29 protein-coding genes are annotated in these 25,939 nt (G+C 58.4%); 20 read left to right on the forward strand and 9 right to left on the reverse strand.

The genetic code is table 11. The features are described from left to right. Positions 1 to 251: 251 nt before the first annotated feature. Entirely contained in the window at positions 252 to 1,250 is a 999-nt protein-coding gene (locus ACSQ36_RS44045; protein WP_436187123.1) for a DUF5677 domain-containing protein, read from the reverse strand. 414 nt (positions 1,251 to 1,664) lie between these two features. On the opposite strand from ACSQ36_RS44045, the gene ACSQ36_RS44050 reads away from it, so the two are divergent. After that, positions 1,665 to 2,972 carry a HEPN/Toprim-associated domain-containing protein gene (locus tag ACSQ36_RS44050; RefSeq protein WP_436187124.1) on the forward strand — a complete coding sequence of 436 codons (1,308 nt, stop codon included), beginning with the start codon at positions 1,665 to 1,667 and terminating at the stop codon, positions 2,970 to 2,972. A 413-nt stretch (positions 2,973 to 3,385) separates the two neighbouring features. Here ACSQ36_RS44050 and ACSQ36_RS44055 read toward each other — a convergent pair whose 3' ends face one another. Together ACSQ36_RS44055 and ACSQ36_RS44060 are read right to left on the reverse strand one after the other, a co-directional pair. Further along, positions 3,386 to 3,655, reverse strand: a complete 270-nt coding sequence (locus ACSQ36_RS44055; RefSeq protein ID WP_436187125.1) for a hypothetical protein — start codon at positions 3,653 to 3,655, stop codon at positions 3,386 to 3,388. 131 nt (positions 3,656 to 3,786) lie between these two features. Continuing rightward, entirely contained in the window at positions 3,787 to 4,884 is a 1,098-nt protein-coding gene (locus ACSQ36_RS44060; protein ID WP_436187126.1) for a helix-turn-helix domain-containing protein, read from the reverse strand. Between ACSQ36_RS44060 and ACSQ36_RS44065 the strand changes: the two genes are divergently transcribed. Further along, on the forward strand, positions 4,852 to 5,121 hold the full coding sequence (locus ACSQ36_RS44065; protein ID WP_436187127.1) for a hypothetical protein: 270 nt from the start codon (positions 4,852 to 4,854) through the stop codon (positions 5,119 to 5,121). The two genes, ACSQ36_RS44060 and ACSQ36_RS44065, sit on opposite strands and share 33 nt — an antisense overlap. Positions 5,122 to 5,214: 93 nt before the next feature. Here the strand turns inward: ACSQ36_RS44065 and ACSQ36_RS44070 are convergent, their stop codons facing one another. The 6 genes from ACSQ36_RS44070 to ACSQ36_RS44095 all read right to left on the reverse strand — a co-directional run bounded on the left by ACSQ36_RS44070 (position 5,215) and on the right by ACSQ36_RS44095 (position 10,268). Next, a complete protein-coding gene (locus ACSQ36_RS44070) occupies positions 5,215 to 5,691 on the reverse strand; it encodes a hypothetical protein (RefSeq protein ID WP_436187128.1) in 477 nt (158 codons plus the stop codon). A 28-nt stretch (positions 5,692 to 5,719) separates the two neighbouring features. Further along, positions 5,720 to 6,607, reverse strand: coding sequence for a hypothetical protein (locus ACSQ36_RS44075; RefSeq protein WP_436187129.1), 888 nt, complete (start codon positions 6,605 to 6,607; stop codon positions 5,720 to 5,722). A gap of 80 nt (positions 6,608 to 6,687) precedes the next feature. Next, complete coding sequence (locus tag ACSQ36_RS44080; RefSeq protein WP_436187130.1) at positions 6,688 to 7,065, reverse strand: type II toxin-antitoxin system VapC family toxin; 378 nt, start codon at positions 7,063 to 7,065, stop codon at positions 6,688 to 6,690. Then, positions 7,065 to 7,301, reverse strand: coding sequence for a type II toxin-antitoxin system Phd/YefM family antitoxin (locus tag ACSQ36_RS44085; protein ID WP_025602117.1), 237 nt, complete (start codon positions 7,299 to 7,301; stop codon positions 7,065 to 7,067). Before ACSQ36_RS44085 ends, ACSQ36_RS44080 begins: the two co-directional genes overlap by 1 nt. 457 nt (positions 7,302 to 7,758) lie before the next feature. After that, positions 7,759 to 9,240, reverse strand: a complete 1,482-nt coding sequence (locus ACSQ36_RS44090; RefSeq protein WP_436187131.1) for a conjugal transfer protein TraH — start codon at positions 9,238 to 9,240, stop codon at positions 7,759 to 7,761. Beyond that, a complete protein-coding gene (locus ACSQ36_RS44095; protein ID WP_436187132.1) occupies positions 9,240 to 10,268 on the reverse strand; it encodes a conjugal transfer protein TraF in 1,029 nt (342 codons plus the stop codon). The genes ACSQ36_RS44090 and ACSQ36_RS44095 overlap by 1 nt, the downstream gene beginning before the upstream one ends. Before the next feature lie 141 nt (positions 10,269 to 10,409). Here ACSQ36_RS44095 and ACSQ36_RS44100 point away from each other — a divergent pair, with 141 nt between their 5' ends. The 18 genes from ACSQ36_RS44100 to ACSQ36_RS44185 all read left to right on the forward strand — a co-directional run bounded on the left by ACSQ36_RS44100 (position 10,410) and on the right by ACSQ36_RS44185 (position 25,933). Beyond that, complete coding sequence (locus ACSQ36_RS44100; protein WP_436187133.1) at positions 10,410 to 10,730, forward strand: hypothetical protein; 321 nt, start codon at positions 10,410 to 10,412, stop codon at positions 10,728 to 10,730. A 34-nt stretch (positions 10,731 to 10,764) separates the two neighbouring features. After that, the gene (locus tag ACSQ36_RS44105; protein WP_436187134.1) at positions 10,765 to 11,373 is read left to right on the forward strand and encodes a lytic transglycosylase domain-containing protein; all 609 of its coding nucleotides are present in this window, start codon (positions 10,765 to 10,767) and stop codon (positions 11,371 to 11,373) included. Beyond that, complete coding sequence (locus tag ACSQ36_RS44110; protein WP_436187135.1) at positions 11,370 to 11,804, forward strand: hypothetical protein; 435 nt, start codon at positions 11,370 to 11,372, stop codon at positions 11,802 to 11,804. The genes ACSQ36_RS44105 and ACSQ36_RS44110 overlap by 4 nt, the downstream gene beginning before the upstream one ends. After that, positions 11,801 to 13,078, forward strand: coding sequence for a GspE/PulE family protein (locus ACSQ36_RS44115; protein ID WP_436187136.1), 1,278 nt, complete (start codon positions 11,801 to 11,803; stop codon positions 13,076 to 13,078). Before ACSQ36_RS44110 ends, ACSQ36_RS44115 begins: the two co-directional genes overlap by 4 nt. 7 nt (positions 13,079 to 13,085) lie before the next feature. Then, positions 13,086 to 13,796 carry a disulfide oxidoreductase gene (locus ACSQ36_RS44120; protein WP_436187137.1) on the forward strand — a complete coding sequence of 237 codons (711 nt, stop codon included), beginning with the start codon at positions 13,086 to 13,088 and terminating at the stop codon, positions 13,794 to 13,796. Then, entirely contained in the window at positions 13,793 to 14,335 is a 543-nt protein-coding gene (locus ACSQ36_RS44125) for a hypothetical protein (protein WP_436187138.1), read from the forward strand. The genes ACSQ36_RS44120 and ACSQ36_RS44125 overlap by 4 nt, the downstream gene beginning before the upstream one ends. Positions 14,336 to 14,744: 409 nt before the next feature. Next, the gene (locus tag ACSQ36_RS44130) at positions 14,745 to 15,194 is read left to right on the forward strand and encodes a hypothetical protein (RefSeq protein WP_436187139.1); all 450 of its coding nucleotides are present in this window, start codon (positions 14,745 to 14,747) and stop codon (positions 15,192 to 15,194) included. After that, positions 15,191 to 15,469: a type IV conjugative transfer system protein TraL gene (gene traL / locus ACSQ36_RS44135; RefSeq protein WP_436187140.1), complete on the forward strand. Its 279-nt coding sequence runs from the start codon at positions 15,191 to 15,193 to the stop codon at positions 15,467 to 15,469. The genes ACSQ36_RS44130 and traL overlap by 4 nt, the downstream gene beginning before the upstream one ends. Further along, the gene (locus ACSQ36_RS44140) at positions 15,466 to 16,347 is read left to right on the forward strand and encodes a TraE/TraK family type IV conjugative transfer system protein (protein ID WP_436187141.1); all 882 of its coding nucleotides are present in this window, start codon (positions 15,466 to 15,468) and stop codon (positions 16,345 to 16,347) included. The genes traL and ACSQ36_RS44140 overlap by 4 nt, the downstream gene beginning before the upstream one ends. Positions 16,348 to 16,423: 76 nt before the next feature. Further along, positions 16,424 to 17,527 (forward strand): hypothetical protein, encoded by a 1,104-nt coding sequence (locus tag ACSQ36_RS44145; protein WP_436187142.1) that lies wholly within the window; start codon positions 16,424 to 16,426, stop codon positions 17,525 to 17,527. A gap of 2 nt (positions 17,528 to 17,529) precedes the next feature. After that, positions 17,530 to 18,828, forward strand: a complete 1,299-nt coding sequence (locus ACSQ36_RS44150; RefSeq protein WP_436187143.1) for a TrbI/VirB10 family protein — start codon at positions 17,530 to 17,532, stop codon at positions 18,826 to 18,828. 153 nt (positions 18,829 to 18,981) lie between these two features. Beyond that, on the forward strand, positions 18,982 to 19,416 hold the full coding sequence (locus ACSQ36_RS44155; protein WP_436187144.1) for a TraV family lipoprotein: 435 nt from the start codon (positions 18,982 to 18,984) through the stop codon (positions 19,414 to 19,416). Positions 19,417 to 19,503: 87 nt separating this feature from the next. Next, positions 19,504 to 19,827, forward strand: coding sequence for a TrbC/VirB2 family protein (locus ACSQ36_RS44160; protein ID WP_436187145.1), 324 nt, complete (start codon positions 19,504 to 19,506; stop codon positions 19,825 to 19,827). A 165-nt stretch (positions 19,828 to 19,992) separates the two neighbouring features. After that, positions 19,993 to 22,419, forward strand: coding sequence for a TraC family protein (locus ACSQ36_RS44165; protein WP_436187146.1), 2,427 nt, complete (start codon positions 19,993 to 19,995; stop codon positions 22,417 to 22,419). After that, complete coding sequence (locus ACSQ36_RS44170; protein WP_436187147.1) at positions 22,416 to 23,135, forward strand: hypothetical protein; 720 nt, start codon at positions 22,416 to 22,418, stop codon at positions 23,133 to 23,135. The genes ACSQ36_RS44165 and ACSQ36_RS44170 overlap by 4 nt, the downstream gene beginning before the upstream one ends. Position 23,136: 1 nt before the next feature. Then, on the forward strand, positions 23,137 to 23,640 hold the full coding sequence (gene lepB, locus ACSQ36_RS44175) for a signal peptidase I (protein WP_436187148.1): 504 nt from the start codon (positions 23,137 to 23,139) through the stop codon (positions 23,638 to 23,640). Between the two features lie 64 nt (positions 23,641 to 23,704). Then, the gene (locus ACSQ36_RS44180; protein WP_436187149.1) at positions 23,705 to 24,775 is read left to right on the forward strand and encodes a TrbC family F-type conjugative pilus assembly protein; all 1,071 of its coding nucleotides are present in this window, start codon (positions 23,705 to 23,707) and stop codon (positions 24,773 to 24,775) included. Positions 24,776 to 24,778: 3 nt separating this feature from the next. Beyond that, positions 24,779 to 25,933 (forward strand): TraU family protein, encoded by a 1,155-nt coding sequence (locus ACSQ36_RS44185; RefSeq protein WP_436187150.1) that lies wholly within the window; start codon positions 24,779 to 24,781, stop codon positions 25,931 to 25,933. Positions 25,934 to 25,939: the final 6 nt, after the last annotated feature.

A 25,939-nucleotide genomic window follows, 5' to 3' on the forward strand; every position in this document is an offset into this window, starting at 1 on the left:
GCTTGCACTCATAGTCGTTTTCCCGTCGCATCGTAGTCGCTGCGCCGAACCGTCAGGCTGCCAGCCCCTTGCTTCGCCAAAATCGAAACCAAAGTTTCTACTGGCTTCTCCGTGAGCCGGAACGGCGCGCCTGACACATCAATCTTGCTTCCGCCGGCTGCATTTGTTCCGAGTCCGATAAAGACCGCCCTGCTAACCGACATTCCGCTCCTCCGCCAAGATGTACTTCGAACCTCAGGAGCCGTCTTCCGCTACTCGCGCTCATAGTGGCCAGCCACGCGCCTAGCATGCAGATTCCACTTCCGGACCAACGTGGTCGCCTCCTGGTGCGCGGCGAGGACGTGCTCTGTGTCGGGAAAGAGCGCAACGTAGTGAAGCGCGAAGAAGCTCATCAGCACACACACGGTACTTACAGACATCGCGGTCATTGCGGCCTGCTGGGAGAGTTCGCGTGCATCCCGGATCTGCAAGATGCTCAGCCAGCTCGTATGGGAATAGCCGCACAGGTAGCTATAGAGCTCGCGAATGTGTACGGGATGAAACCCGGCCTCGACACCGATTGCGGCCCATCCCCGCCCAGCTCGCCAGTCCCCCTTCAGGAACGCCCCATGTTCTTTTTCAGAATGCTGCACCCACCAGCCATGCGCCTGCATCTCGGCGCGCAGCGTCTCGATGCTCGCCCTTTCGTCCACGAGCCTTTGCTTGTTCTCGGGACGGCGCGCGCTAGCCCGCAGCTTCTGCCGGTCCATCAGGCCCGCGCAACGCCACGTCATGTGGCGGAATTCCCGCAGGTCGTATTCGCTGCAGCCGAAAACGTGTGCAAAGGTCAGAAAGGTCTCAAGGGCCGCCCGCGCAAGAACCAGCACGGAGCCATGGTCGATGTGCGACGTCGTACCCTGTGGCATCACCACCTCGACGGGCTGCACCAGAACGTGCAGCGACGCGAGATGGTAGTAGAACTTGAGCGCCAGGACCTGTGCATCATTCATCCATAGCGCGCCCACCGGGATCGCCTTTCCAGCCTGAGAGTTCGTCAGTTGCACGATCAAATTCAGCAACAACCGCGACTCGCCAGTTCCCGCCTGTGTGACGGTCCCGTTGCCATTCGTAATCGCGTTCGGCGAAATCAGTTGCCTCATGTCGTTTGCGCTCTTGGTGGTTTCCTTCGTCTCGCCTAGTCGATCGTGCCGTGGTACTGACCCGACGGCGACAACGGCCTCCACAAACCACTTCGCGGTAGCGCGGTCCATGATCACAGTCTTTCCATCGACAACCAGATGTGAACGAACAATAGCGCTTGACACATGGCGCCCAGTAAAATCAAACGTTTTGCGACACGCAGAAGCGCGTTCCGCAAAAAATAGACTTCGACACAAACTAGCGGAGCTCGATTCGGAAGGAAATCTTGCGACAAAAGAGTTTGACACAACCTGCTAGCGGCTGGGCGCGATCGAACGCCCCGGCTCGCATCGGCACGTATATTGGCGCCTGTCAGACGCGACCGGCCGTGATCGATCCTGTCGCCGGTTACGCCAGCGAACAACGGATGTTCTCAAGGGAGTTCCCTCGGGGGCTTCATTGTTGTAGGCTTTGCTGCTGAAAGTCAGCCATCGAAAATTACAGCCAGCCGGTTGACGACTGAGCGCGACCACCGAAAAAGTCGTATGGGCACCTATACCACGCTCTACTTGGGCGACTTTGAGCTCGTTAGCTCCAAGAGCGCCGTGATTCCTGAAGTCATGACGGTCTTCGTTGAATCCGACCGCCGCAGCCTGTGGCGCCGTGCCGATAACGATGCTGTCGTCGAAGGCCCTCTGAAGGACGATGATACTCTGCGCGAAATCGAATACGCGGTGGAAATCGCCGCCGCTATCCAGCGCCTTGACATTATGGGATTCACCCTCGAGCGCTGCAGGCGCGAATACGAGCAGATCCGGGCAGAGGAACTTCGGGGCTATCGCGAGGCCGATGAAGAAGAAGGTGGATCAAGCGATGTGAGCGACAGTTTCTACGATGCAGAGATTGCGAAGTACGAGCGGCTGACTTTCGACAACTACGTCGCGGCTTTCAAGGACGTCCTCCATCGCAGAATCCATTGGTACGACCTAGAACCCGATCAACGCGCGGCGCTCGATGCCACAGCGTCCTACATCCTCGCCGACCAGCACGATGAATGGCATTTCTTCGGCTTTCTTTGCCAAGACATTAGGATGTTTCTTCGAATGGCGCTCTCTCTAGTTCGACCTGAAATGTACCTGCGGCAGGACGTGAGCCAACTTGTATCTGCCGGATGGGTTCGCGAAGAAAACCCAATTCGAGACGACGCGGTCCGATTGCTGATCGACCGATATCCGGAGAACGCACCCCGCATCGTGCTCACCGAGGGCTCCAGCGATGCGGAAATTCTCCGCAAATCGCTCTCCGTGCTATTCCCCCACTTGGTCGGCTACTACACGTTTTTCGATTTTCATGGCAGCCGGGCTGCTGGGGGGGCATCGCAGCTCATCGCTGTGGTGAAGGCTTTCGCCGCGGCCGGCGTTGCCAACAGAGTGATTGCTGTGCTAGACAACGACACGGCGGCGCATGATGCTCGCCGAGCACTACAGGGAGTGAGGCTTCCGGATAATCTCGCGGTTGTTCACTACCCGGCTCGAGACTGGCTACGCGAATATCCGACGCTGGGTCCATCAGGCAACATTCCGTTGGATATTAACGGTAAAGCCGCCAGCATCGAACTTTACCTTGGGCGTGATGCCCTTATGACAGACGGCCACTTGTGTCTCATCCAATGGGCTGGCTATTCGCAAACCATGCGTGCCTATCAGGGTGAACTTCTTGACAAATCGAGCGTGACTGAGAGGTGGAGAGTGAAGGTGGATAAATGCCTTGCAGACCGCAGTTCAATCGTGCCAGCCGACTGGGATGACCTTCGCGCTGTATGGGTCCAGATCATGTGCGCCTTCCCAGCATAGTCCGGCCAGATCGACCAGGGTTTCAAGAAGCAGTCTAACGCGGGCACTTGCAGGCATGCCAATCAACCGTCCAATCGGGGTAATGCAGTCGAGCGACTGTAGTTGGCCGGGTGTCACCAGTCTTGCCCGATGCCCTGGATGCGCTAGGGCGAGCGAGCTTGTGTCAAGCTCTATTGTTTCGTATCAAAGTCTATTGTCTTGTGTCGAACTCTATTGTTGGTTCACACCAGATAAATGCAGTCTTCGGAAAAATACGACGAACGGCCAAGTTCGATGGCAAGCTCGCCCCTGCCGCCTTGGTCACGAATCGTTTCGTCAAAAAACATGGTTGTTACCATCAATATCCTCAATTTCTATTTAGACAGGAGGCCCGCTACTATGTCGTCTATGCTTTTCCGATCGGGCAAGCATGTCTATGCGTTCGGGTTGGCTAGTCGGCCTTCGTCGGCCAGCCCAATAAGATGTTCGGTCGCTGTGATCGGCTTCGTCAACTCATCGATCCTCCCGACCTCTCGTTGGATTCCCGCGTTATACGGGTCCGTGTCGGGTTGCGACGCGTGTGCCCGATAATGCAGGCTGAGGCGTGTAAGCCTGTCAAGACTCGCTTGCGATTCATCGCGCCAGCGCTGTTGATCGTCGCGCCATTGCCGAAGGTTTGTCGCGAGTTCCGGGTTCATGTCCACGATATATCCTCCTGTTGTTTTTTCCGATTCAAGGTTGAAATCTGCCTGGCCCCTACGGTCTGCTCCAGACTTGCGGGGCCGCTCCAGTCACGACGTACCCTTCGAATCTTTTACTATAATCGTTGTTGCGGTTACAGCTTCCGATCAAGCAGCTTCGCTATCAGCTCGTCGACGACGGAGCCGGGAAACGCGAACCCCTCGAAAACCTCGAAGAGCGGCCATATCACCACCTTCACGTATTCAGGCAACGTGGACGGCGCCGTTTCGATTGGAACCGTCACCGCAGACGTCACGCTGTCTTGCTGCGACGTCCGTGGGTGGATCGAGCGCCCTGGGTACATCCACGAGTTGAGCATGCGCCCCTTCAGACCACTCCAGCGAAACAGGAATTCCAGCTTCGTCTGTTCGTCGGCCTGAAGCGCCTTGGCGAATGCTTGACCAACCGCAAGCGCCTCGCCCACCTTGATAACTGTGAATATCGGCTCGAGACTGGTCATCGGCGCCGGTGCCCTATCACCGGCCGCAATATCGTCACGGATCGCGGAATAGCTGTAGAAGCATCCGCTCCTTTGCTGCCGCATGAAATCTATATTTCTGGATGTTGCGTCGGGAACGATGAGCGTTTCCCACGCAACATCCATGACGTAAGGGCGTGACGTCGGTTCGTGGAATTGGCGGCTACTAGGCCACACAGGCCACCCGGTGTATGAGGGATTGCTCGAGCTCAGCAGGTTGGCGAACTCTCCCATGTCGGTCTGCTGTGGAAACTGCCCGTCGACGATCAGCGCGACTTCCCACGATCCATGCCGTGGCAGCTTCACCGTTCGGTCCGAGATGACGGCCTGGAAGGACGCGCGTCCGCGCTCCACGATCTTCTGCAGACGTTCGAGAACCAATTCCTGAACCGGGGCCTTGCCGGCAATGGCCATCACCAGTTCGCTCAGCGCGGCGGGATCCGAACCGGCCAGGTGCCTCCGAAAAAACCGCCCAATGTCGGCTTCACGGTTATTGAAGCAGATCTCGACCAGATCGCTCCAGTCTTTCGCCTGCACTTTCGCGGTGCTCGGGGTATTGTTGCTGTTCAGCGTGCGGACGTACACCGCGTCACGCTCGACCAGAACCTTCCCGCCGTAGCCCGTGAGCTGTGCCTTCGCGCAAACCGGCGTCCTGACTCCCGGCGGCACCACGACCACCGGATGAACGAAGCCATCACGCTCGACAAACTCCACGGCAACTTCGAACGTCTCCGATGTGTACTTGGTGACCAGCCCCTGGATCGCGTCAATGTTGAAGGTCTTACGGACATCTTCCGGCGCGCCCTCCCGATCAGGTCGCAGCGTCGCATCGTTAAGGCCGATGACGAGATACCCGCCCCCGCGGTTTCGCAGCGCAATCGCCGCCTTGATGATCTTGGCTTACCCCGCTGGTTCGTTCGGCAAGATCCACGTTTTGATCTCAACCGCTAGGCTTTCACTCGGCTGCGTGATTAGTTGCTCGATCCGCTCGCGATGGATCTCTGCCATGTTCTCCTCGTGTGTCGTCTTTTCCGGTCCATTTCGTTAGAGCAAATCCGCGTATAGATCGAACCGGTTGAGGCAGCTAGCAACAGCTCCGTTGGTTGCTTCGTGGCTGCGACCAGTCACGATGCTGAACAAACGACTCCGCGATCCGGGACAGTAGTCGCTGGCGTCAACGATTGCCGTTGGTTTCAAGTAGTGCTCAAGGTGCTGCGGAAACAACGACAACGTGTCATCGACCTCGTCCGCGGACAATTCAGTGCGGAACGGCGAGACGCGCGAGGGGCCGTTGTACTCGTAATACGCGCGGTATTGAAATCGTTGCACGCCAGCCCCTAACGGAAATCCCGCGAGAGACTCGACTGTCTTTTCGCCGCCAACACGCCAATTGTTGCAGGCAATATCGGCTGCGTGCGACTCAGTGAAGCCTCTTGCCGTCAGAAACGATACCGTCTGATTCAACAGATCGCAGTCGCGCTGCGTGAAGCCTTCCAATCCGTCATCTTCGAGAGTGAGCATCGCTTTGGGTCATCTACATGTTGTCGAGTTAAGGGCTCGGAAGGTCAAAACACGCTTTGCCGTTAGGAGGTATAGCGCATACCTCGACGGTGCATTGCCAGCCCGAGCCGCCTGAGGCCCACCACGTGCGTGCAAATGAGGTCCGCACGACTAACTTAGACTTATCCGAGAAGTTCCATAGTGCGCCGTTCTTGAACCAGCTTGTTGTTGCAACGCTGTCAGGGTTCGTGTTCGTGTTCGTCTTCGAGTAGGCAACTTTGTCTGCCAACCCAAACTCGTCTCGTGCGCTATCCATCAGTTTTTTCAGCCCGGACGCCTGGCACATTTCCTCTGCTGACTCCGGCGTTATACCGACAGAGCCCTCTGTGCGATTTTCGCGCCCAGAATACTGGATGACCCCGCGTGCACGGCCAGTCTTCTGGTCGTCACCTTCGAGGTCCTGATAGACCAACATTGAATGTCCTAAGACTTCTTGATGGTAGCTGATACGAACGTTTTCCCGCTCTACGTCGACATGATTAACGATCAACTCGTGCGTGGTCTTCCCAAACCCTCCGTAGAAAATATTGCCTGCAGACGTAGGCGCTGGCGCCGAAGGAGGCAGGGGCTCGGGGGGCGTTTTTCCGACCGTGCTGGAAGCAACAGAAACGTCTGAGGACGGGTTGTGCGGCGCAGTCGAGGGTTCGGACTCCGGCGGACGCAATCTATCAGGACCGTTACTGATCACTACGATCGGGAAAACGCCGTGCCATGTAAGATTGAATCTGCCGACGGCGGCCCCAACAACAGCTACGACGTAGTAAATCACGATCAGAGCAATAATTATCTTGGCATACAGGCTTTGCGCGACATACCTGAGCACCGCGCCTTGCCAACTTCCGTCCCCGCCTCCATCTGCAGTTGGCTTACCCCCCATTCCCGACCCCTTGCAAGCGTATTCCGGCACCCGGCCGTACGGTACAGCGACTTATGGTCGCGCTTTTATGACCGCTTTTCCTACACAGTGATAACGAGATCGGTGTACTTCGACAGATGACCATCCGACGTGACCAACCGCAACGGCTCCGACAATGCCTGCGCAACCAGAAGCCGGTCAAACGGGTCGCGGTGAATGTCAGGTAAATTGCGAACCAATGCAGCGTGAACCGCCCGCACCGGCAGTTCCATGAATCCGCTGGCTTCAATCTCCGAGACAAGCATATCGACGTCGGCCTCAAGTTTGCCGAGCCCGACCTTGATCGAAGCCTCCCAGATGCTCGCGCTGCTTACATATACTTCGTCAGCTTCCAGAATCATCTTGCGCGCCGCTTTGGTCAGCTTGCGGTCATCCATGACCGACCAGAGATAGACGTGTGTATCGAGAAGCAGGCGCATCAACGACCCTCGAATGCTGCAATCACATCATCGGGGAGTGGGGCATCGAAATCGTCGGCAATACGGACCTTGCCCTTGAGGCCGCCGAAACGGCGCGTGACCTTCGCCCGCTCCATCGGCACCAGTCGGGCGGCCGGCTTGCCGGCCTTAGCGATGACGATTTCCTCTCCGCTGGCTGCGGCATCGACCAGCCGCGAAAACTGGGTCTTCGCCTCATGAATATTGACTGTCTGCATAACCGCTCCTAGTGGACTAAGTCCATATTAGTCCACCAAGCCACGCCGGTCAAGCGGCAGGCTCCCACCACATGAATTAACGGCAGAGAAGCGCCACTGGTTGAATTTTTGCCCGCCCCGGAAAGCGCACGCATGCTCAGCGTATTCCGAGGAAGTTTGAGGCCATCGGGCCCAAAACACGCGTGCGCAGCCCGTATTAGTTCGTCTCCTCGGAAAGTGACCAGATCACAGGCGTAAAAAAACCGCCTTCTGGAGTCAGACGGCGGGCTGTGGATTGCGGCTCGATTACATGTCCGGCGATGGGCTTTCCAGCTTCCCAGCTGGGACATGTTCCTCGCCATCGATCTCGGCCAAGTGCGGCTCATCGTTCATGTTTACTTCGTAGACGATGATCTGCCCGAGAATTTCACCAACGTTTGCGCTTGCGGCATCCAGCTTTGTACGAAGGGCTGGCCGATCAATGGGTAGCGCTGATCAGGCCGTTTTCAGTTCTCAGTTCCTTCAGCTCTTCGATGATCGCCATGGTCCGCTTTGCCCGAGCCTCAAAATCATTCCTTTGCTGCGCATCGCGCTGAAACTTTAGGAACGCCGCTTTCTGGTCAGCGTTCATCGGCGAGATCCGCTTCAATGTATTGTCTATCGATTGCGACGCTTGGGTCGTTGGGTTGTATGCCTGTTGAACTGAACTGATGATCGCAAACGCCACTGACGACGTGACCTGATCCGCCATCACATCCATCAACTGGTTGTAGAGCTGGATCGCGTCGTTCTGGTTCAAGCCGGTAAGCTCCATCATTATCCGCTGCATGTTTACACCCAAAACATTGACGAACTGCTGCTGAGTCGAAGTCAAGGCCGTCCCGGTGTTGTAGTCGTAGATAATGGACCCGGACTGAATCGTTGTAATGATGTTGCCCGGCTGACTGGATGTACCACCGGGTGCTGCCGGCTGTACACCCGCGAGCTGATCGATCAGATACCGGCGGATCCCCTGATAGGTAAAGCTGGTCTGCGTCACCTGCTGGCAGCCCTCATCGTTGGCCTGGAAGTCGTTGCATAAATAGACCTGCCTGGGCTTGGCTGGATCGAACCCTTCCTTAAGGTCTTCCCAGGTCAATGACGCCGGAAATACCTTGTCGTCAATTGGTGATTTCGAAACCGGACTGTTGTTGGTGTCGGGACGCACCTCAGTTCCGAACAGGCTCATGATTAGTTCCATGCCCGGTTCCTGCCCGCCGAGCGCACCAAGGTCCATCGTGTTTGCTGCCCCCGTCGCGAACATCGTATTGAAAAACGTGTTTCGGTACCCGGTCGTATCGTTTTGCATCGCACCGCGATTGACGTTTGGACCGCCGGAGAAGGCCGCATTCAGTCCGGCATACATATCCGTGTACCAGCCCTTCGCCACGGCAGCCTGGTTTTCGACGTCCTTTGCAAACGACCCACCCACTTCACTATCGAGGCCGGTCGCGCTGATCGCGCTTCCGATAACGGCCTTGCTTACCACACATGAATTGATCTGCCCGTTATTTAGCATGTCCGCATAGTGCTTCATGGCAGCCATAATTGAGTAGCAGTCGTCGCAGACTGCCTTGATTGCCAACTGCATGAGGTATCCAGGTGCTGCCTGAATAATGCTGCGCACGAGCGACTCGAGCTGCGCGCCGGATAACATTGAAAAGCTGCCAAAAAAAGCGTCGATGCCTGAACAGCCCGCCGCGAGCCGCGGCGGATCGATGTGCACAAGCTGGTAGTTTTGCACCGGGGCACGCATGTAATAGGACGGCCCATATACACCCATGCCATTCTGGCCAGTGATCGCCCCGCCAGCTGACGAGTTCCACATCGAGTTCAGCGACGAATTTACGTCCGCGTGGACAGCGGAGCAAAAGAAAGAAAGAAGCCCTGCAGCTGCGAGAATAGTGCGCCGAAGTTTCATTACTGGTGCTCCCCTGTACCCTGAACTACGCCTGGCATACGGCGGCCAACCGCTTCCCGCATTAGCTTGACGAGCTCCGCTGGGTCATCGGTGTTGGCGGCTGCAGCCTCTTTCTTCATCCTATCCAGATCCGCCGGACTGATGATTCCCCGCTTTTCAAGTTGCGCGGCATCCATCAGGTCCTGCGGAACCAGCTGGGCGTCGATCGCGGCCTCGACGATCTTGCGCTGCAGCTCATCCTGCGCCATTGCGCCGTGCGCCACGATCATCACCGTCGAAGGCGGTACAACGAGCACCACCGCCGGCGTCAATTTCAGTTCGAACGACTTGAACGTGCCGTGATTGCGGTCGACCACCATGGCCTCAGGCCGCATCCCCTGCAACGGCGCCCCGTCTTCGGAGATGTACCTAACGGGGAAGTGGTATTTGTCAGTAAGCGCCTTCACCGTCGGCAACTCGTCCTGACAGAACCCGCACCGCGAATCGAAGAAGAACCACAGGCCTGCGTGTGCAGACAGATCGGTCAGGATCTCTTCCCGAGCGCGATCGACGTGCCATAGCGCGTTGCTGCGCGCGGCCGCCGCTGTCGGGAACCTGACTTCTTCGTCGAGGTATGGATCCTCAGCAGCCACTTTCGAGCCGACGTCAGCGAAGTTCTGGCTCATGTCGAGCATCATTCGCTGAGCCCACATGTACGCCTGCAGGTTCTCCTCGGTCGGGTGGTTCATCGCGTTCAGCTTCAGTATTTGCATCTTTTGGCTCAGCCACTGGACTGAAAAAGGCTCCGGACTCGACGGCGCTGACGCGGGTGCCGGAGCCGCCGGGACCGGGGCGGCCGCGACACTGCTTGCCGACGCAGCCTCTACAGCATCGGCCGGCGCCGGCGCGCGGCCGTCGTCGTAAAAAAACCATCCCTGGCTCTTTCCCTCGTAGAAACCGTCTGCCCGCGCGGCCGGGCCCGCGAGGATCCCTCCCGTCACGGACAGTGCGACACAGACCAGAATCCTTCGCGTTCGACTTGGCGACATTGGTGATTGACCATTAAATCAACAATCTGAATACGGTTATAGTAACTCTGTTGTGAGACTGTTTTTTATCCGCTTTTCCCGGATACGGCCTGATCGTTGCATTTCAGGGGCCGACTCTTTCATTCCAACGGGGTTCTACACATGTCAAAAATCCTCCGCGTCGCGCTCGGACTCATGGTCGCTTCGCTCCTGATGAATGCTTCCTTTGTCCCACTGTTCCCGCACATCGTCGTTGACTCTGCGGCGGCTGTGTTTGTGGAAGCGATCCGGGCCTTATCGACGAACATCGCGCAAAGTACCGGCGCTGAAACACTCATCCCAATTACGGTGACCCTGTTCTATGTCGGACTCGCCCTGCTCATCGTTGAGGCGGCGCACATGGCCGTTTCGTCGACTGGCCAATATGTCCGTCACGTTGTGTCGTCCGCGCACTCGCGGGTCTTTCCGGGAAGGTCGATGTAATGCTTTGCGCACGTTCTTGACACTCTGAAAAATCATGCGACTGCCGATTTTCTGGACACGTTGGCTCGTCTTCGTAGCCGTCCTGTTTGCCGGGACGCCTGCCGCATTCGCGCAATCTGACGCCGACGTCGGCGCCTGTTTTGTCGCATCGGGAGCGAAATACAGCATTGACCCGCGCCTGTTGTGGGCCATTGCAGAGACGGAATCGAGCGGTCGCCTCGACGCGAGGAATCTCAGCCATTTTTCGCGTACGGGCACGATTGATATTGGTCTTATGCAGATCAATTCATCCTGGCTGACGACACTCGCACGTTTTGGCATTACGCGCGGTCGCCTGCTTGACGATCCCTGCCTGAATATCGATGTCGGGGCGTGGATTCTGGCGCGAACCATCCGGCAGCAGGGTGCTAGCTGGAACGCTGTCGGTGCATACAACAGCGCCTGCAACCAACTCAAGGGGGAAGCCTGTACCGACGCCCGCCAGGAGTACGTGCGCAAGGTCTGGAGCTGGTACCAGGGTACCCCTCCCCCTCGCCTGGGCTCGGTACGACGACATTCACAGCCAAACTCCGGGCCTCGGCAGCCAGCCGGCGCGGCTCCGGGTACCGACATTGTTTTTACGACTGAGGACGGAACCGAATGAAGACGGTCATCTCCTATGTGGCCGGCGCCGCGCTGGTTGGATGGGTCACCTATGTCATGGTGTCTACAGACCCTGCTGTACGTGTCAGCCGAACCTGCATGCCTCTAGGCGCGAGCGTACGGCTATTCGGTGCGGTAATCGGGATGCTCGATGAAGATACCGGACGCGACGTGCGTGACGACGCTCTGCCTATGATCGAGGCTTGCCGCTCATCGATCTGGTCTTGGGCTTACGATGGACAACCCCTTCCCCCCTTCAACGATGTCGACCCCGTCTTTGGGGACTATCGACCACGCGGCAGCACTGCGGCAGACACGGCCGGCCAGGATCCGCAGCCTTGGGCGACTAACCGCCACCATCGCGGTGGCGACACCGCCGCTGCCTCCACAACTGCGGCGACGGGAAGTGAAAACGACGGAGACAAGCTGTGAATGCGCCAGACCTGGTCGTGGCCACGCAACCTGACTTCGCGTCGTTGCTCGTCTCGTCCACCGGCTTTCTTCATAACGGTCTCGACCGGTTTATCAGCACCTCGAGCGGTGATGGGAAGCTCGTCGAATTTCTGAACTATCTGTTTCCGACCGCTTGCCGGGAGGGCGCATCCGACATCCACATGCGACATCACCAAAACGGCTTTCAGGTGCGCATTCGAACCGACGGCGTGCTGCGCGAGCGGTTCCTTCTGAATAGCAACGCAGCGCGGGAAATCAACGTCAAGATCCGTTCGCGCTGCAACCTCGAGGTATCCGACACTGAGTCACCGCTCGACGGGAAGTTCACTGTCGCCGTCGACGGACGCCGCGTGGATATCCGGGTCTCCATTCTCCCAAGTGACCTTGGACAGTCGATTGTCTGCCGGATTCTTGACGAGGCCAACGCTGCGAGAGAGATTGCAGACATCTGGATGCCGTCCAAGCTTCGTGCAGCGCTGATGGAAGCGCTCGAGGAAGAAGAAGGTCTCATCCTCAACGTCGGTCCGACCGGTTCCGGCAAGACGACAACCTTATATGCCTGCCTCGATCATCTAAACGAGCCGGACATCCACATCATGACCGCCGAGGACCCGATCGAATACACGCTCAGAGGAGCTACACAGATCGCCGTCACCGCTCACCGTACTTTCGCCAGGATTCTACGAGCGATGTTGCGTCAGGATTTTGAAGCCGGACTAATAGGCGAAATCCGCGATGGAGAAACCGCCGGCGTGACGCTGACCGCTGCAAACACGGGGCACCTGATGCTGTCCACGCTTCACACGCGCAATGCGCTTTCAACGATCACCCGCTTCCTCGACCTGGGCGTCAAAGCATATGAAATCGCAGACGCGATTCGTCTCGTCACCGCCCAGCGTCTTCCGCGCATGTTGTGCCCGAACTGTTCGACCCTGCACGTACCGACCGACGAACAGATCAAGAGGATAAAGACGAAGCATGGCGGCTCCCGTATTGAATTCGACCGTCCCTTCTATGCGGCGAACCCAAGCGGCTGTGAACATTGCAGGGATGGCTACAAAGGGCGGATTCCGATCATGGAGATGCTCGTCGGCACCGATTCGCTACGTGTGGCCATCGAACGTGGTGATCGCGAAGCGATGCGCGAAGAGGCATTCGCGCAACCACAATACGCGCCCCTTCTCCAGGCCGGAATCGACATGAGCTCGCAGCGGCTTGTCGACTTCAGGACAGCACTTAAATTCGCCCAGTGAGCATTCCATGGCAAACCGACGACACTTTCTCCTTTCGGCCGCCTCCACGGGAATCGCCAGCCTGACTGGCATCGGCGCTCGGCCGGTCAACGCACGGGCCGTTGATGTCGACGGAACCGTTCCTGGCCTTCCAACCAGTTCGAGCCTCGCGGGCCAGGACAACGGCAAGATCAACATCAAGCCCTATCTCGAAATAGGCGACATTGCAGAAGACCGCAACAGGGTGTTCTTGTTCTTTCTTTACACCTGCCCATTCTGTGCCCAATACGCAGAGTCATTCGAGGCATGGGGTAGAACGATTCCCAGACCGGTACTCTTTGTCCCGGCCCCGCTGATGATCGATGATCCAACGGACCTGTCTGCCGCAGCGGCATATTACGTCGCACGCAGTCTCATCCCCGATCGAATGGCCGAGTTCGAGGCACGTGCGTATGACCTCGGACAACGACGCGATCCGATGCCCACCGCCAAGGATTTTCCTCAGATTCTCTACGGCATGGGTCTGCGACGCGACGTGGTTCTTTCCGCGTTACATTCGCCCGAAACGCGGGACCGACTGCTGCGGGCGGCCGCGCTCGCGCGCCGGTATCGTGTAAGCGCCACTCCAGATTTTGGCGTCGGAGGCCGCTACACGACCAACGCGAACTACACGGGCGGGAACTATGGAACGCTCGTCCAACTGCTCAACGGCCTGATCTCCAGGGCAATGAACTCATGAGCCGTCGCGACTTCCTCGCCGGGTGTATCGCGGCGCTTCTCGCGCCGGTGACAGCACCCACTTCAGCAAGCGCAGCGGTGACTCCGACGAAACTCGACGGCGCTGCGCATAGCGTCCAGGTTCAGCTCGACACGAGCGCGCTCAAGTACATCGTCGATGAACCGTCCCTGGGCAGGACTCCCCTCTGGTTCATCCTGGACTCAGGATGCGACATTTGCCTGAACGCCTTTTCTGACCTGCGCACCCATGCGGCCATTCACGATCGCACTCTCTCATCGTTTGAGCTTCGGTTCGTGCCCGTGGGCGACACGCCTGACTCTGCCGCGGCGGCCGCTCGCGCGTTTGCGGCCAACAGCATGGAAGGTTTCTTCGTTCAAAGCTGGAGCGTTCCCGTCACTCCGATCGCGATGCACGCGCAACACGAAAACACCTTGGCCACGCGGTCGCTACCCGGCTACCCCGCGTTCGTTATCGAAGATCAACCTGTCAAACTAGGATACGGCGGATGGGCAGAATTTGCCGAATGGCTTGCGCCCTGATCGCCTCCTGCGCGCTGTCCTCGCATGTTGATGCGATATCGCGCGAGCAACCACAAACGCCACAAGCAGATTCGCACGCAGCTGCCGCGGACTCAGCAAGCGCGCCCTGGGAGTTCACGCCGGGCCCGACGCCAGTGCGGTGCGACAGCTGGCAGGTTCGTAGCCCCTTGCGCGCTGCGTTCCTATCCACGCTCTCGCTAAGCGCCTGGCCCCCGCATTTTGGCGCATGCACGCCCGTATCCTCCATTGCCGAGGACGGGTGGACTCCAGCAACGCTTCGACTCGTTTTTCCGCATGCGAAGAACGCATTTATTCGCCTCAGGATAATTATTTACCTCATGGAGATTTTGCTACTCTGGCAAATCATCAAGCCATTGCGGGCAATACGGAATTTGCGCGGGAGCAGATCTTGAGGGGCTTTTACAAGCAGGCACATGCGCGCATGAAGCGCATGCAGCGCGCCATTTCGTCATCCAGTTGCAACCTCCTCGTGGCGGTCGCGACAACATGGCTGCTCGAAGGGTGCGCGCCAGAGCATGCTCCCGAGCCGTATGTCGCCAAACGCGGCTGGCTGGGCGTTGAAACGCGTTCGACCGGTTCAGATTACGCGAGCCTTGGTACCGCGCAGGAGCCTGTTATCACGGCTCAACCCGTCAAACCGGTTCCGCCGGATGGGTGGGAGATCGATCAGCCCGAACCCATGGTTGTTTCCGCGCCGCTCGATCTTGACGACGAGCCCGTGCTCAAGACAGCACCGATAGTGACCAAACACAGTCGTTCGCGGCACAAGGTAAAGCGGGCGCTGACGAAATCCGTCGCGCCGCTTTGCGGTCCATCAAACTCAAGGAGTGCATCGTGATCGAGCGCGACATCCCTCAGATGATCGATAACCCACCGCAGATCGTGTTCTGGGAGACCGACGACCTGTTGCCCGTGCTGCTCGCAATGGGCTTCGGCGTAATTATGAACGGCTTCACGACCTCCGTTCTGGCCGGACTTGCACTCAGCGTCGCCTACATACGCTACAAGCGCAACATGCTGCCGGGCACGCTTCACCACATGGGTTACTGGTACGGCCTCATGTCTCTCAACAGAATCTTTACCAATGGGCTGGCCAGGGAATTCATCCAATGAAGATGCCTCGCCTCTTTCAAACCTGGGACGGCACGCGCAACGCGAACTACTGGCTCGCCGCCTCGATTGGCGGGCTCGTTCTGGCCAACCTGGCGCTCACGTTCAAGATCGCGTCTATGCATGAGCGACTCGTGGAACAGCCGCCCAACATGACTGCCGAATACTCCGTTGCCTGGGACAGCGCGTCATCCAACTTCTATGAGTCGTGGGGCCTGTACGTCGCGAGTGCCGTTGGATCGGTGACGCCGCAAACCGCACATTTCGTTGCGGACCATCTGGCATTCATCGTTGATGCGACGATTTACCCGGCTGTGCGCGACCAGATCTATGCGATCGCCGATGATCCGGCGTACACGACGAGCGGCGCCTTGAACGTATTCGTCCCTCATAACACGGCCTGGGAGGCGTCCACCCACAAGGTGTTCATCGAAGGAACGCTCAACACGACTGCGTATAAGAGCACCGCTCAGCCCGTGGCTCAACTACCTGTTACCTACGAGTTGACCATGCACATGGTTGCGGGTCTGCCGAAAATCACGGGTTTCACTTCGTACGTGGGTCCCGCCCGCACTCTGCAATGGCAGAAAACTCATCCGGCAGCTACGTCGAACACAACAGTCAGAGATCGTCTGCATCCCAATATCGCACCTCAGGCCGATGACATCCGGGGCGCTCTTGAAAGCGGGCAGGGTCGCGTAAATCCGACCGACGGCCCAGGCGCCGCGCCAAGCCACCGTACCGGCACTAACGCGGGTATCTCCCAGCCGGTTCCGGCCGGGGGGCTTCCGGCGGCTAGTCGCGACTCGGGACCTACACCTGCGCTACCCGTCACGCCAACTGGGCGCGATCCTGCCAACGAATCAACTGGAAGCCTATAAGGGATCGACCGTGCATACGCTTTCCCCATCTATCAAGCAGCCGGCCGGTCGTCGGCGTAAGACGAGCTTCCGGCGCATGCCCGTGGCCCGGGCCATCTCGTTGCTCACTATCGCTCTCGCCGCGACCCCCGCTACAGTATTCGGGCAGGACAGTGGCGTTGTGCAGCACGTTCACATCGAGATGGATCCACCGGCCGGGACAACACCTGACATGTCTGCCCAACCCGCCGCCGCTCCGGCTGCGGTGCAGCCACGCCAGGCCGCGGTCGCTCCGGCTAATCAGACGTTGCCGCCCATACTCACGCGAGTCGACATCTCCCGGCTTGTGAATTCCCTCAAGAGCGGCCAAACGGGCGACGCACCGACCTACGGGCTCGGTCCTGGCGAAGAAGTCGTGCAGAGTCCAGCGCGGGCCGCCCCGACGGTTCCGACAGTCAATCTCCCGCCGCAAACCCCGCGCGTTGTGCCGCATGGGCACTTTCCTGCACCGCCAAATCCGACGCTGGATCAGATGCCGGGGGAGGACCCTGCCGTACTGCACGTAAGGCACGGCGTGACCGCGGACTTTCAGGTCTCAAGCACGCAGCCAAACATGGTGGTAACGCCCTTCACGACCCCGAAGGTCATCGCCAAGAAAGTTGCGGGTGAGGATCCTTCAGGCTCACGGGTCCTGGGTACGGATGTTTTCTTTTCGCCGAAGGAAGAGACCACCGTTTTCGTAAAGGATGCTGCGGTAGGAAACTCGCCCGTTGTGTCCCTTCACCTGCTGCCCGCGAAGATCGCCGGCCGTTCCGTCACGCTTGTACTCGACGGCGCCATTCCCGAGAGAAGCAACATAGCCCAATCCTCAGGCGAAGACTCGAGCTATGTTGGTGGCATCACGGCCGCCATGAAACAGGCGGTACTTGGCCAGATACCGGACGGCTACACGCAGGCGCCGCTCGATGCGCCGATGGCCATCTCGGGACCCATCAAGGCCAGCCCTGTCGGCCGGTATGCAGGCTCTGACGCAGACATTTATCGATACCGCCTGACCAACGCAGGAACGGAATCCGTCACGCTGTCTGAAGAGGCGTTTGGCAGCGAGCACGTGCTTGCGGTCACCATCTTTCCGAACCTCGCGGTGCGCCCAGGCGAAACCACGGATGTGTTCATCATGTTCGCCAAACAGGTGATGTGATCATGTTCGACCAGCTCAAACGCAACTGGGCGCTGATGACGCCTGCCCGCCAGAAGCGCGCTGTTGTAGTCGGCACGATCCTCGCGTTCGGTGCGGGCGCGTGGATATTCAGCGTCAAGACGACGCCTCCGAAGCCGCCCAGTGACAAACTCAGCGTGAACGTGGTTGCCCCACCTCAGCGGAATACGGATCTTACCGATGTGAATGCGACCGTTACGGCGATCCAGCGTCAGTTATTGGACATGGACCATCGCTTCCAGTCGCAACAGAATGAGACGGAGCACCGGTTCAGCGCGCTCGAGACGCAGCAACGCGACAATCCCACAAGTTCAGGCGGTCCTGGAGCGTTGACGCACGGCCAGAGCGCGGGCGCTGCTGGAACGAATTCCCAGCTTCCGACTCCAGGAAGCGGCGACGGAATTTCACCTCCTGGATCATCGCCGTTTCCTGGCTCCGGGCAGCCCCGCCTGAACAGCCCGTTGCCCGGCGCTGGGCCCGTCGCAGCTTCGCCAATCAGTCCGCCACATGGCAGCGGTGATGGCGCGACCGGCTCGGACAACGATCAGCCGGACGGCATCGAAGTCGTGGGAGACACGACCGACACTCCGGCCGCCTCTTCGTCTGCGAGCGGGGCCAGCGTGTCGAAATCCGGAAACACAAAGGCCACTGACGGCCCGCAGATGTTCCTGCCGATGGGAAGCATCACGAGCGGCCTCGCAATCAACGGCGGAGATTTTCCGACGACCCGGGCATCACAGCGAGATCCGGTCCCGATGCTCATCCGGCTCGACAAAGACGCCATCCTCCCCGGCAAGCAACGCGCGTCCGTCAAGGATTGCTTCCTCATGGTCTCCGGGACAGGAGACCTGTCTACTGCCCGGGCCAATCTGCGAGCCGAACGTATGTCTTGCGTACTGAAGGGGGGGCGCGTTGTCGAAGTGGCTGTTGACGGTTACGTCGTCGGTGAAGACGGGAAACCGGGCCTGCGCGGAACCCTTGATGCCAAAGATGGCGCCTTCATTGCAAACGCCATTCGCGTTGCGCTGATAGGTTCGGTCGGCGAAGGCGTTGCGACCTATGTCGCAACCGAAGCATCGGACATCCATAGCAGTGGTGTGAATGTCCAACTTGGAAGCAACAGTAACAACGGCCAGCAAATAGCTGCTCCGATCGGTCAAGCCTTCGCGAACGCCGCCCAGCACTACACCGACCTTGCAAAGGAGATTGTCCCCGTCGTCGAAATCAATCCCCTGCGACAGGTCGATGTGATCCTAACCAAAGGCGTAAGCCTCCCCATTTAAGGACGAAGCGTGCGCTTCCAATCAATTTTGGCCACCGCGTTGACGGCGACGGCACTGTCCGGCTGTGCATCGATGTTCGGCATCGGCTCCTCTTCACCGTCCTGCCCGGGCGGTCAGGGAATAGGGTGCGTATCCGCGCGCGAAGCTTATTCGATGTCTAACAACCCTGCGGCCGTCGAGGCGGCCGAAGCCAAGGGCTCAGGCAAGGACGTACGCCAAGGTCTCCTTGACCCGCAACCGGTGTCAGCCATTCAGGTCAGCCTGCCCGAACCCGTCCAGCAGTCTATGCCCGTGATGGAACCGGCAAAAATCATGCGACTGTGGATCAACACGTGGCAGGACGATCAGCAGCAACTCCATTTCCCAAGCATCGTCTTCGTCGAAGTGACGCCCCGCCGCTGGTCCATTGGCAATAACTCGAACACCTCTCAGGTGAAGACGCTCGTGCCCTACCGGATCGACCCGAGTCCGAATACGGGCGCAGTACTCGTGACGTCCGGGCCTGGTGGAAGCCGCCCTACCCCTGCGCGCCCTGTTGCTCGTGCGCAGTCACAAAGTCAGTTGCCAACTACCAACACGAGTAACTGATTTTTAGAAATCTCATAAAATACTATTAAATCACAAAGCGATTATCAATTAGTATTCGAACCACTTTGAACCTTGCACGGAGCCGAGATGGCCAATCTGAAGGAACGCTGGGCAGATCCGAAATCCCGCAAAAAGCTGGTACTGCAGATTTTCGTAATTCTCGCGGTGTGCCTGGTGGCAGTCCACGCGTTCGCCGGCAGCGACTCGACTTTCGATACGGTCGTCCAGTGGTTGACAGGCGTTCTCAGTGGTTCGGGCGGGAAAATGCTGGCCCTTTTGGGGATTGCGATCGCACTGATTTCTGCGGTTGCCCGCGGGTCACTCGGCGGCGTGCTGCTGGGTCTCGGCATTACGCTGACGGCTATCTACGGCCCGACCATTCTTACTGGCATGTTCTCGGCCATCTTCTAGCTAGTCCTCGTGACGGATTGCTCCCCGCAATCCGGTCTCTTAACCGCCCACCGGGCGGTTTTTTTTCACCTGAGCTTTACCCTAATTCGAGAATAATTATCGTATTGCGATTGGTGATACCCTCGGCTGACACATTCGGCAACCTTGACTCAAACTGGACTTCTGATGGGTGCTACCGACCGTATAGCTGAAATGCTTGATCGCAACCGACCGGGAGACGCTTTTACCTGTCTTGCTGCCGACGACAATATGTTCTTCTTCGAAGAGGGTGCGCTCGGCGCACTTCTTCAGGGTGACTTCATTACTGGTGCGGACATCAACATCCAGAAGATGCTTGAGAACGTGCTAGGCGAACATTACCCGCCTGGCACGTTCATTCAGGACATCCAGATGGCTGTCCCGGATCTGGACGACCAGCTTTCCCCATACCGGGAAGCGCGTGTACACAGCCCATACGGCAACCGCGTAGCAAAAGTCGCGTGCGATGATCGCGCAAATTTTATCGCTGCTGCTGCCCACCAGCGACTCGCACCGACCTTGACCACACGCGTGCTCGATGCCCGCCACTATGTGGCAATGAAGATCCCGACGCGAGGCATACCCTTCCCCAAGGCATCCGAGATAGCAGAGTTCCGCGAGCTTCGTGACCGCGTGCAGGCAATGTACGAGGCAGCGAAGCTTCCCGTCGAGCCGGTTGGTCCCGACGAGTATCTGGCAGTCCTGCGTCGCTACTTCGACATGTATGGAAAGTGGAATCGCTCGTACGATGAAGATAAAACCATTCGTGATCAGATCTTCACTCCCAGCCAGCGTATCAAACAGTTGAAGTCGACGATTCTCGCCGACTCTCCAACCAGCGCGGGGCACGTTCATATCGGATTGATGACGACGGCGAAATACCCCAAAAAAGCCAGCCTGTATCTCATGGACCTGCTGCGCGGAACGCCTGATGGAACCGGTACGCAAATCAGCATGCCATTTGTTCTAACCACAACCGTCCACGTCCCTGAACAAAGCAAAAAGATTGGTGGAGTGCGAACAAAGTCAGTGCTCATAACGCAGCAGGCGTTCGGCCCCCTACTCAAGTGGGTGCCGCTTCTTGCCGCGAAGAAAAAGGGCTTCGATACGCTGATATCAGCGCTCGACTCCGGGGCCAACGCCGTTGAAGTCAATACCACGCTCGCGCTCTTTAATCGCTCAGCGCGGGATATCAACCGTATGGCGGCGCGACTCAAGTCGTATTTTTCGGGGAAGGACATGCAGATGTCCCTCGAAAAACACATCACGTGGCCGAATTTCTACAACACCCTACCTCTATGCCCTAGCGCTAGGAGCATTGAACGAACGCGCCGGTTCTTCACGATGGGTTCGGTCCATGCGGCGCAGTTCCTGCCCGTGATCGACGAGTGGCGAGGTTACGGTAACGCGATGCTTCTGACCACTCGCCGCGGCCGCCCGTTTGGCTATGACCTTTTTCACGGTCGTAACTCGAACTTCAACTGGCTGCTGACGGCCGACGCCGGCGCGGGAAAGTCGTTTGCCGTGCAGCGCATGTTGCAGGATTACCTCGCGCTCGGCGCGATCGTTCGGATTCTGGACATCCGTCGCTCACACGGAAAGTTCACCAAGGCTCATCACGGCGACTACATCGAATTTACGGACAAGACCCGCGATAGCCTCAACCCTTTTACGAACGTCACTGACATTGACGAAAGTATCGGCGTGCTGCAGGCCCTCCTCTGCAAGATGGCCAATCCGAACGAGCCTACCCGTTCGTCTGAGGCCGTCCGGATCATGTCCTCCATCAAGAGCGTGTGGGCATCGTACGGGCCGGCCATGGAGGTCACTCAGGTCTACCAGTACCTCATGAACCAGGCAAATGACGAAATCAGCCGTGAACTTGCGCGCAAGCTCTACCCGTTCACCACTGAAGGTCCTTACGGCGCATGGTTCTCTGGCCCGAACACGCTACATGCCGACGCGCAGCTGGTCACGTTCGAGCTTTTCGAACTGCGATCGCAACCTCACCTGCAACAGGTAATCCAGCAGCTGTTGATGATCCGCTGCGAACAGGACATGTATGCGACGAAGGGGAGCGCGCAGCAAAAAATCCTCGTGATTGAGGAAGGCGGCGACATCATGCCCGACGAACCCTTCGCTCGCTTCATCGCCCAGCTGTATGCGAAGGTCCGCAAAGAAACCGGGTCGATTGGGTTGATTCTTCAGAACCTCACACAGCTCTACAACAGTCCGCATGGCCCGACCATCGCCGGCACTGCTGCGACGAAGTTCATCATGAAGCAGGCATCTGAGTCCATCAACCTGGCTCGCAAAAACGGGTGGATGGATATCGGCGAAGCGGAGGCCGACCTGTTGCGCAGTGTTCACACTATCAAGGGTCGCGGTGGATATTCCGAGATCTACTTCCGGACCGAGAGCGGCTCGGGGATCGCAAGACTTGTTGAATCGCGATTTAACCAGGTGCTCTTCTCATCGGAAGGCGCTGAGAAACACGTGATCCTCGCCGCAGCAGACCGCGGCGACGACGTCATCGAAGCTGTTCATGAATTCATTCGCGGAGAAAGCGCATGAGCGAGAGCTCGCCTAGCCCCGACGTGCCTCAGAACCCTCCCCGGTCCGAACCTACCCTCGGCACGCCGACGTCGAACGATACCCAGCGTGCCGACGACGGTCCCATCGATTCGCGGGCGTCGGGTACGGGCGCCATCGCTGATACCGCGGCTGCGGCCGCCCCATCGGCGCGCGCTGGTCTTTGGGGCATGCTCCGGCTGGTCGCGTCCGTCGCGCTGGTATGTACAGGTTTGCTGTTTGGAGGCCGCGCGCTGGTCGCACATATGCCGTCCATTTCGCCACTCGCCTGGTTCAAGTCCTCGACGCCAAATGCGGGAAGTGCCACCTGCTACCGCACGATTGATATGAGTCGCCTTACGTCGCTGATGGTGGCAGACCTCTTGACCCGCTCCAACGGAAAATCTGCCGCTGAGGCACAGGTTTTCTACCGTAGCCAGCTGCAGAAAATGGATGCGACTATCAGCGCGCTTGCCGATAGCTGCCTCTTGGTCCGTCGGGAGGCCATTGTCGCTGCGCCTGCGGGAGTTGACGTTAGCGCGCAGGTAGCCGGCGAGCTCGGTCTTGACTGGTCGCGCGCGCAGAAAATCGTTGCGCCCGACGCGCTCCCCGCCGCGACGCCGGCTGCCACACCTGCTGCCGCAGCGGATAGCGCCGCGAGCTCTGTCGGAAGCAATCCCACAAGTCCCTCCATTGGAAGCCCGGCACTTGATAACTAGATTGCCCGCCCGGAACGCTGCGCTCATTGTGGCAATACTGGCGTTCGCTCCAGTCGCACTCTTTGGGGCGCGGCCGTCTGCCGATCTCCTGCACCGTCACGGCTACATATTTTTCGACCGCGAACAAACCGGTTGCCTTCCATGGGAATGGTACTGGGGAAGCATCGATACAGGTGTGATCCGACGGGGGGATCTCGTCACCTTCCGAAACGAACAGGCACCCCTGTTTCCACGGGGTGCACTCATGACCAAGATTGTTGCCGGTGTGCCCGGCGACACGGTGGTGATCGGTCAAGGGGTCATCAGCATTAACGGCCAGATTCTTGGCACGCTCGCGCGGGGTGCGCAGCACTTCTTCAAGCCCGTCAACACGTGGGACACCAGGTACCGCATTCCTGCCGGCCAGTACTTCGTGTTCGGATCCGAATACCGTTCATATGACTCCCGTTACTGGGGACCGATTCGTCATGATCAAATCGTCACTAAAGATACGTTGCTGGATTAGGCAAATCTCAGCGCTGCTTGCTGGAGTCACAGTCATTGCGCAGTTCGCACATGCGCAGTCCGCGGTGACCGGCGCGAGCATTGGCGCCGGCGTAGGGGCGACCAGCGACGTTCTGGCGATCGTCCGTGAACAGAACCAGCAGATCCGAGCTGGCGCTCTCAAGGCGCAGTCCGTGTTCGGAGGTCCGACAACGCATGACAACGGGAAAAATCCTGCGACCGAAGCAGTTCTCAAAGCCAAGACTGCGGTCTTCATTTCGATGTCAATGCCCGATCGTGAACTCTCGGCCCTGCTGGACGAAGGCCGCGGACGGCGTGACGTTGTGTTCTTTCTGCGTGGTCTGGAAGGCAACAACGGGCGCAAGACCAGCGAACACATCAAGGCCATGACGGACTTCAAAAATCGCCTACGCGAGGGGCAGCCTGTCGTTGCAATTCTTCCCCAGGCATTTGCAAGGTGGGACGTGACGCGGGTGCCCGTCGTGATGCACGAATCAGTTAGTGATCACAAGTGGTATCGCGTCGACGGAGCAATCTCTATCGAATCTGCAACCCGCGATATCGACGCCGGTGTTAAATCTCGCGCTACCGGTATGACGTGGCCCGTGAGCGAGCAGGATCTCGCCGACGTGTTCCGCGACCGCATGCAGCACTACGACTGGAAGGCATGGCAAGGTCGAACGGCTGCAAACATGCAGCGTCAGATGGATCTGGGGACTCCGCTTCCGCTCGCACAGCGTGACACACGGTATACCGTTGACCTGAGCGTCACGTTCCCTCAAGACATCCGAGACCAGAAAGGCAATCTGATCATAGCGAAGGGGACCCGCTACAACCCACTCGCCAAGTCGGGACTGCCTGGAAGTGCGATTGTCATTATCGACCCAGCCGACGAGCGACAAATCGCGATGGCCCGCACATGGATGCAGCGCTACCCCCAAGGACGGTTGCTCGTCACGCACTTTGACGAGGAGGGCCTGAGCACGCTTGTTCAGCAAACCGGGATCAAGCCCATGATGCTCGACAAGATTATTGTCAAGCGCTTCCAGCTACAGGCCGCTCCAAGTCTGCTGACGGCTGAAAACGGCTTGCTTGTCGTGCAGACGTTCTCTCCCCGAGTCGAAGGAGGCATGTAGGCCATGAGGCACTTTCTCCGGCTTCTCGCGTTCGTCGTCCCATTCTTGCTGCATCCGGCCAGCGTTCAGGCGCAAAGCGTCGCCATGGGTTGCAACGTTGCGTCTCCTTCAGACCTTTACACGAACTTTTGTTACGACTCAATGTTCCCGCTAATCATAGCGGGCGTAGACGTCATTCCACCAAACGATGTTGACGCGCCTTACGATGCCGTCCGCCAGACAATCTGCTGGTGCGATGGACCGTTTGATATCCAGATTCCCGGATACCCAGAGGGCACGTGGGTACCTATTTCCGTTATTGAGACCACACGCTCGCCCGGATGCTCGCCGATGCTCGGAGGCCTGAATCTCGGGAGCACACTAGGCGCCGGTCGACGCACGGGTGGCACCGGAGGAACGGCAGAGTCCGGGTCATTGGCCGAAGGCGGCTTTCGGCAATTCAACCTCTACGACTTCCCTCTGTCCTCTATATTCGCGACCATAGTTGGATCGGGAAGTGCCGATCTCGGAATAAGCGATGACTCGTATATGTCGTCGCTGTTTCTTCCTTTCTGGGACGACGAAGCACTTTCTAATCTGCTGTTTCCTGAAGCGGCTGCTTTCGAAAATCCTGTCGCGATGATCGCCGCGCCGCTTGATTGCGCGGCGGAAATGGCATCGGGCCTCGCAAGTATTGCCGGCGCCGCCGACGACGCAATGTTCTGGTGGATGGGGTGCTGGGGAGCGACATACCCGCTAACCGGCAACTTCGGCAACAAGGACGTCACTACCGGATCGTCGCTTGTTGCTGCCAAGGTCATGTACACGATGAATGCCATGGCAAGGTACGGCGCCGTCAATTCGAAGTACGGCATGACGACTGTCGGGGAAGCGGTGGTGAGCGGCGCCTGCAGTCCCGTTCCTATGCCCGTCATGAACAAGAGCGAATTCAAGATGACGATGATGTTCCCGGTCAGCGAGGCCGGTAACTCGGTCGGGACTGACAGCGATCCTTCCTTGAACGCAGGCTCGATCAATCCGGTCTCGTTCCTTGAAAACCGGTGTGCCCACAGTGTTGGTTCATCTGAATACCTCTGGGGGTTGGGTCGAAAGGTGCCCGGAACCGGTGAGGACGAAGCGTATCTCGTTTGGCGATGGGTAGACCATTGCGAAGAGTGACGGTGA

It is taken from the genome of Caballeronia sp. LjRoot34 (assembly GCF_964253815.1).
GTDB lineage: Bacteria > Pseudomonadota > Gammaproteobacteria > Burkholderiales > Burkholderiaceae > Caballeronia.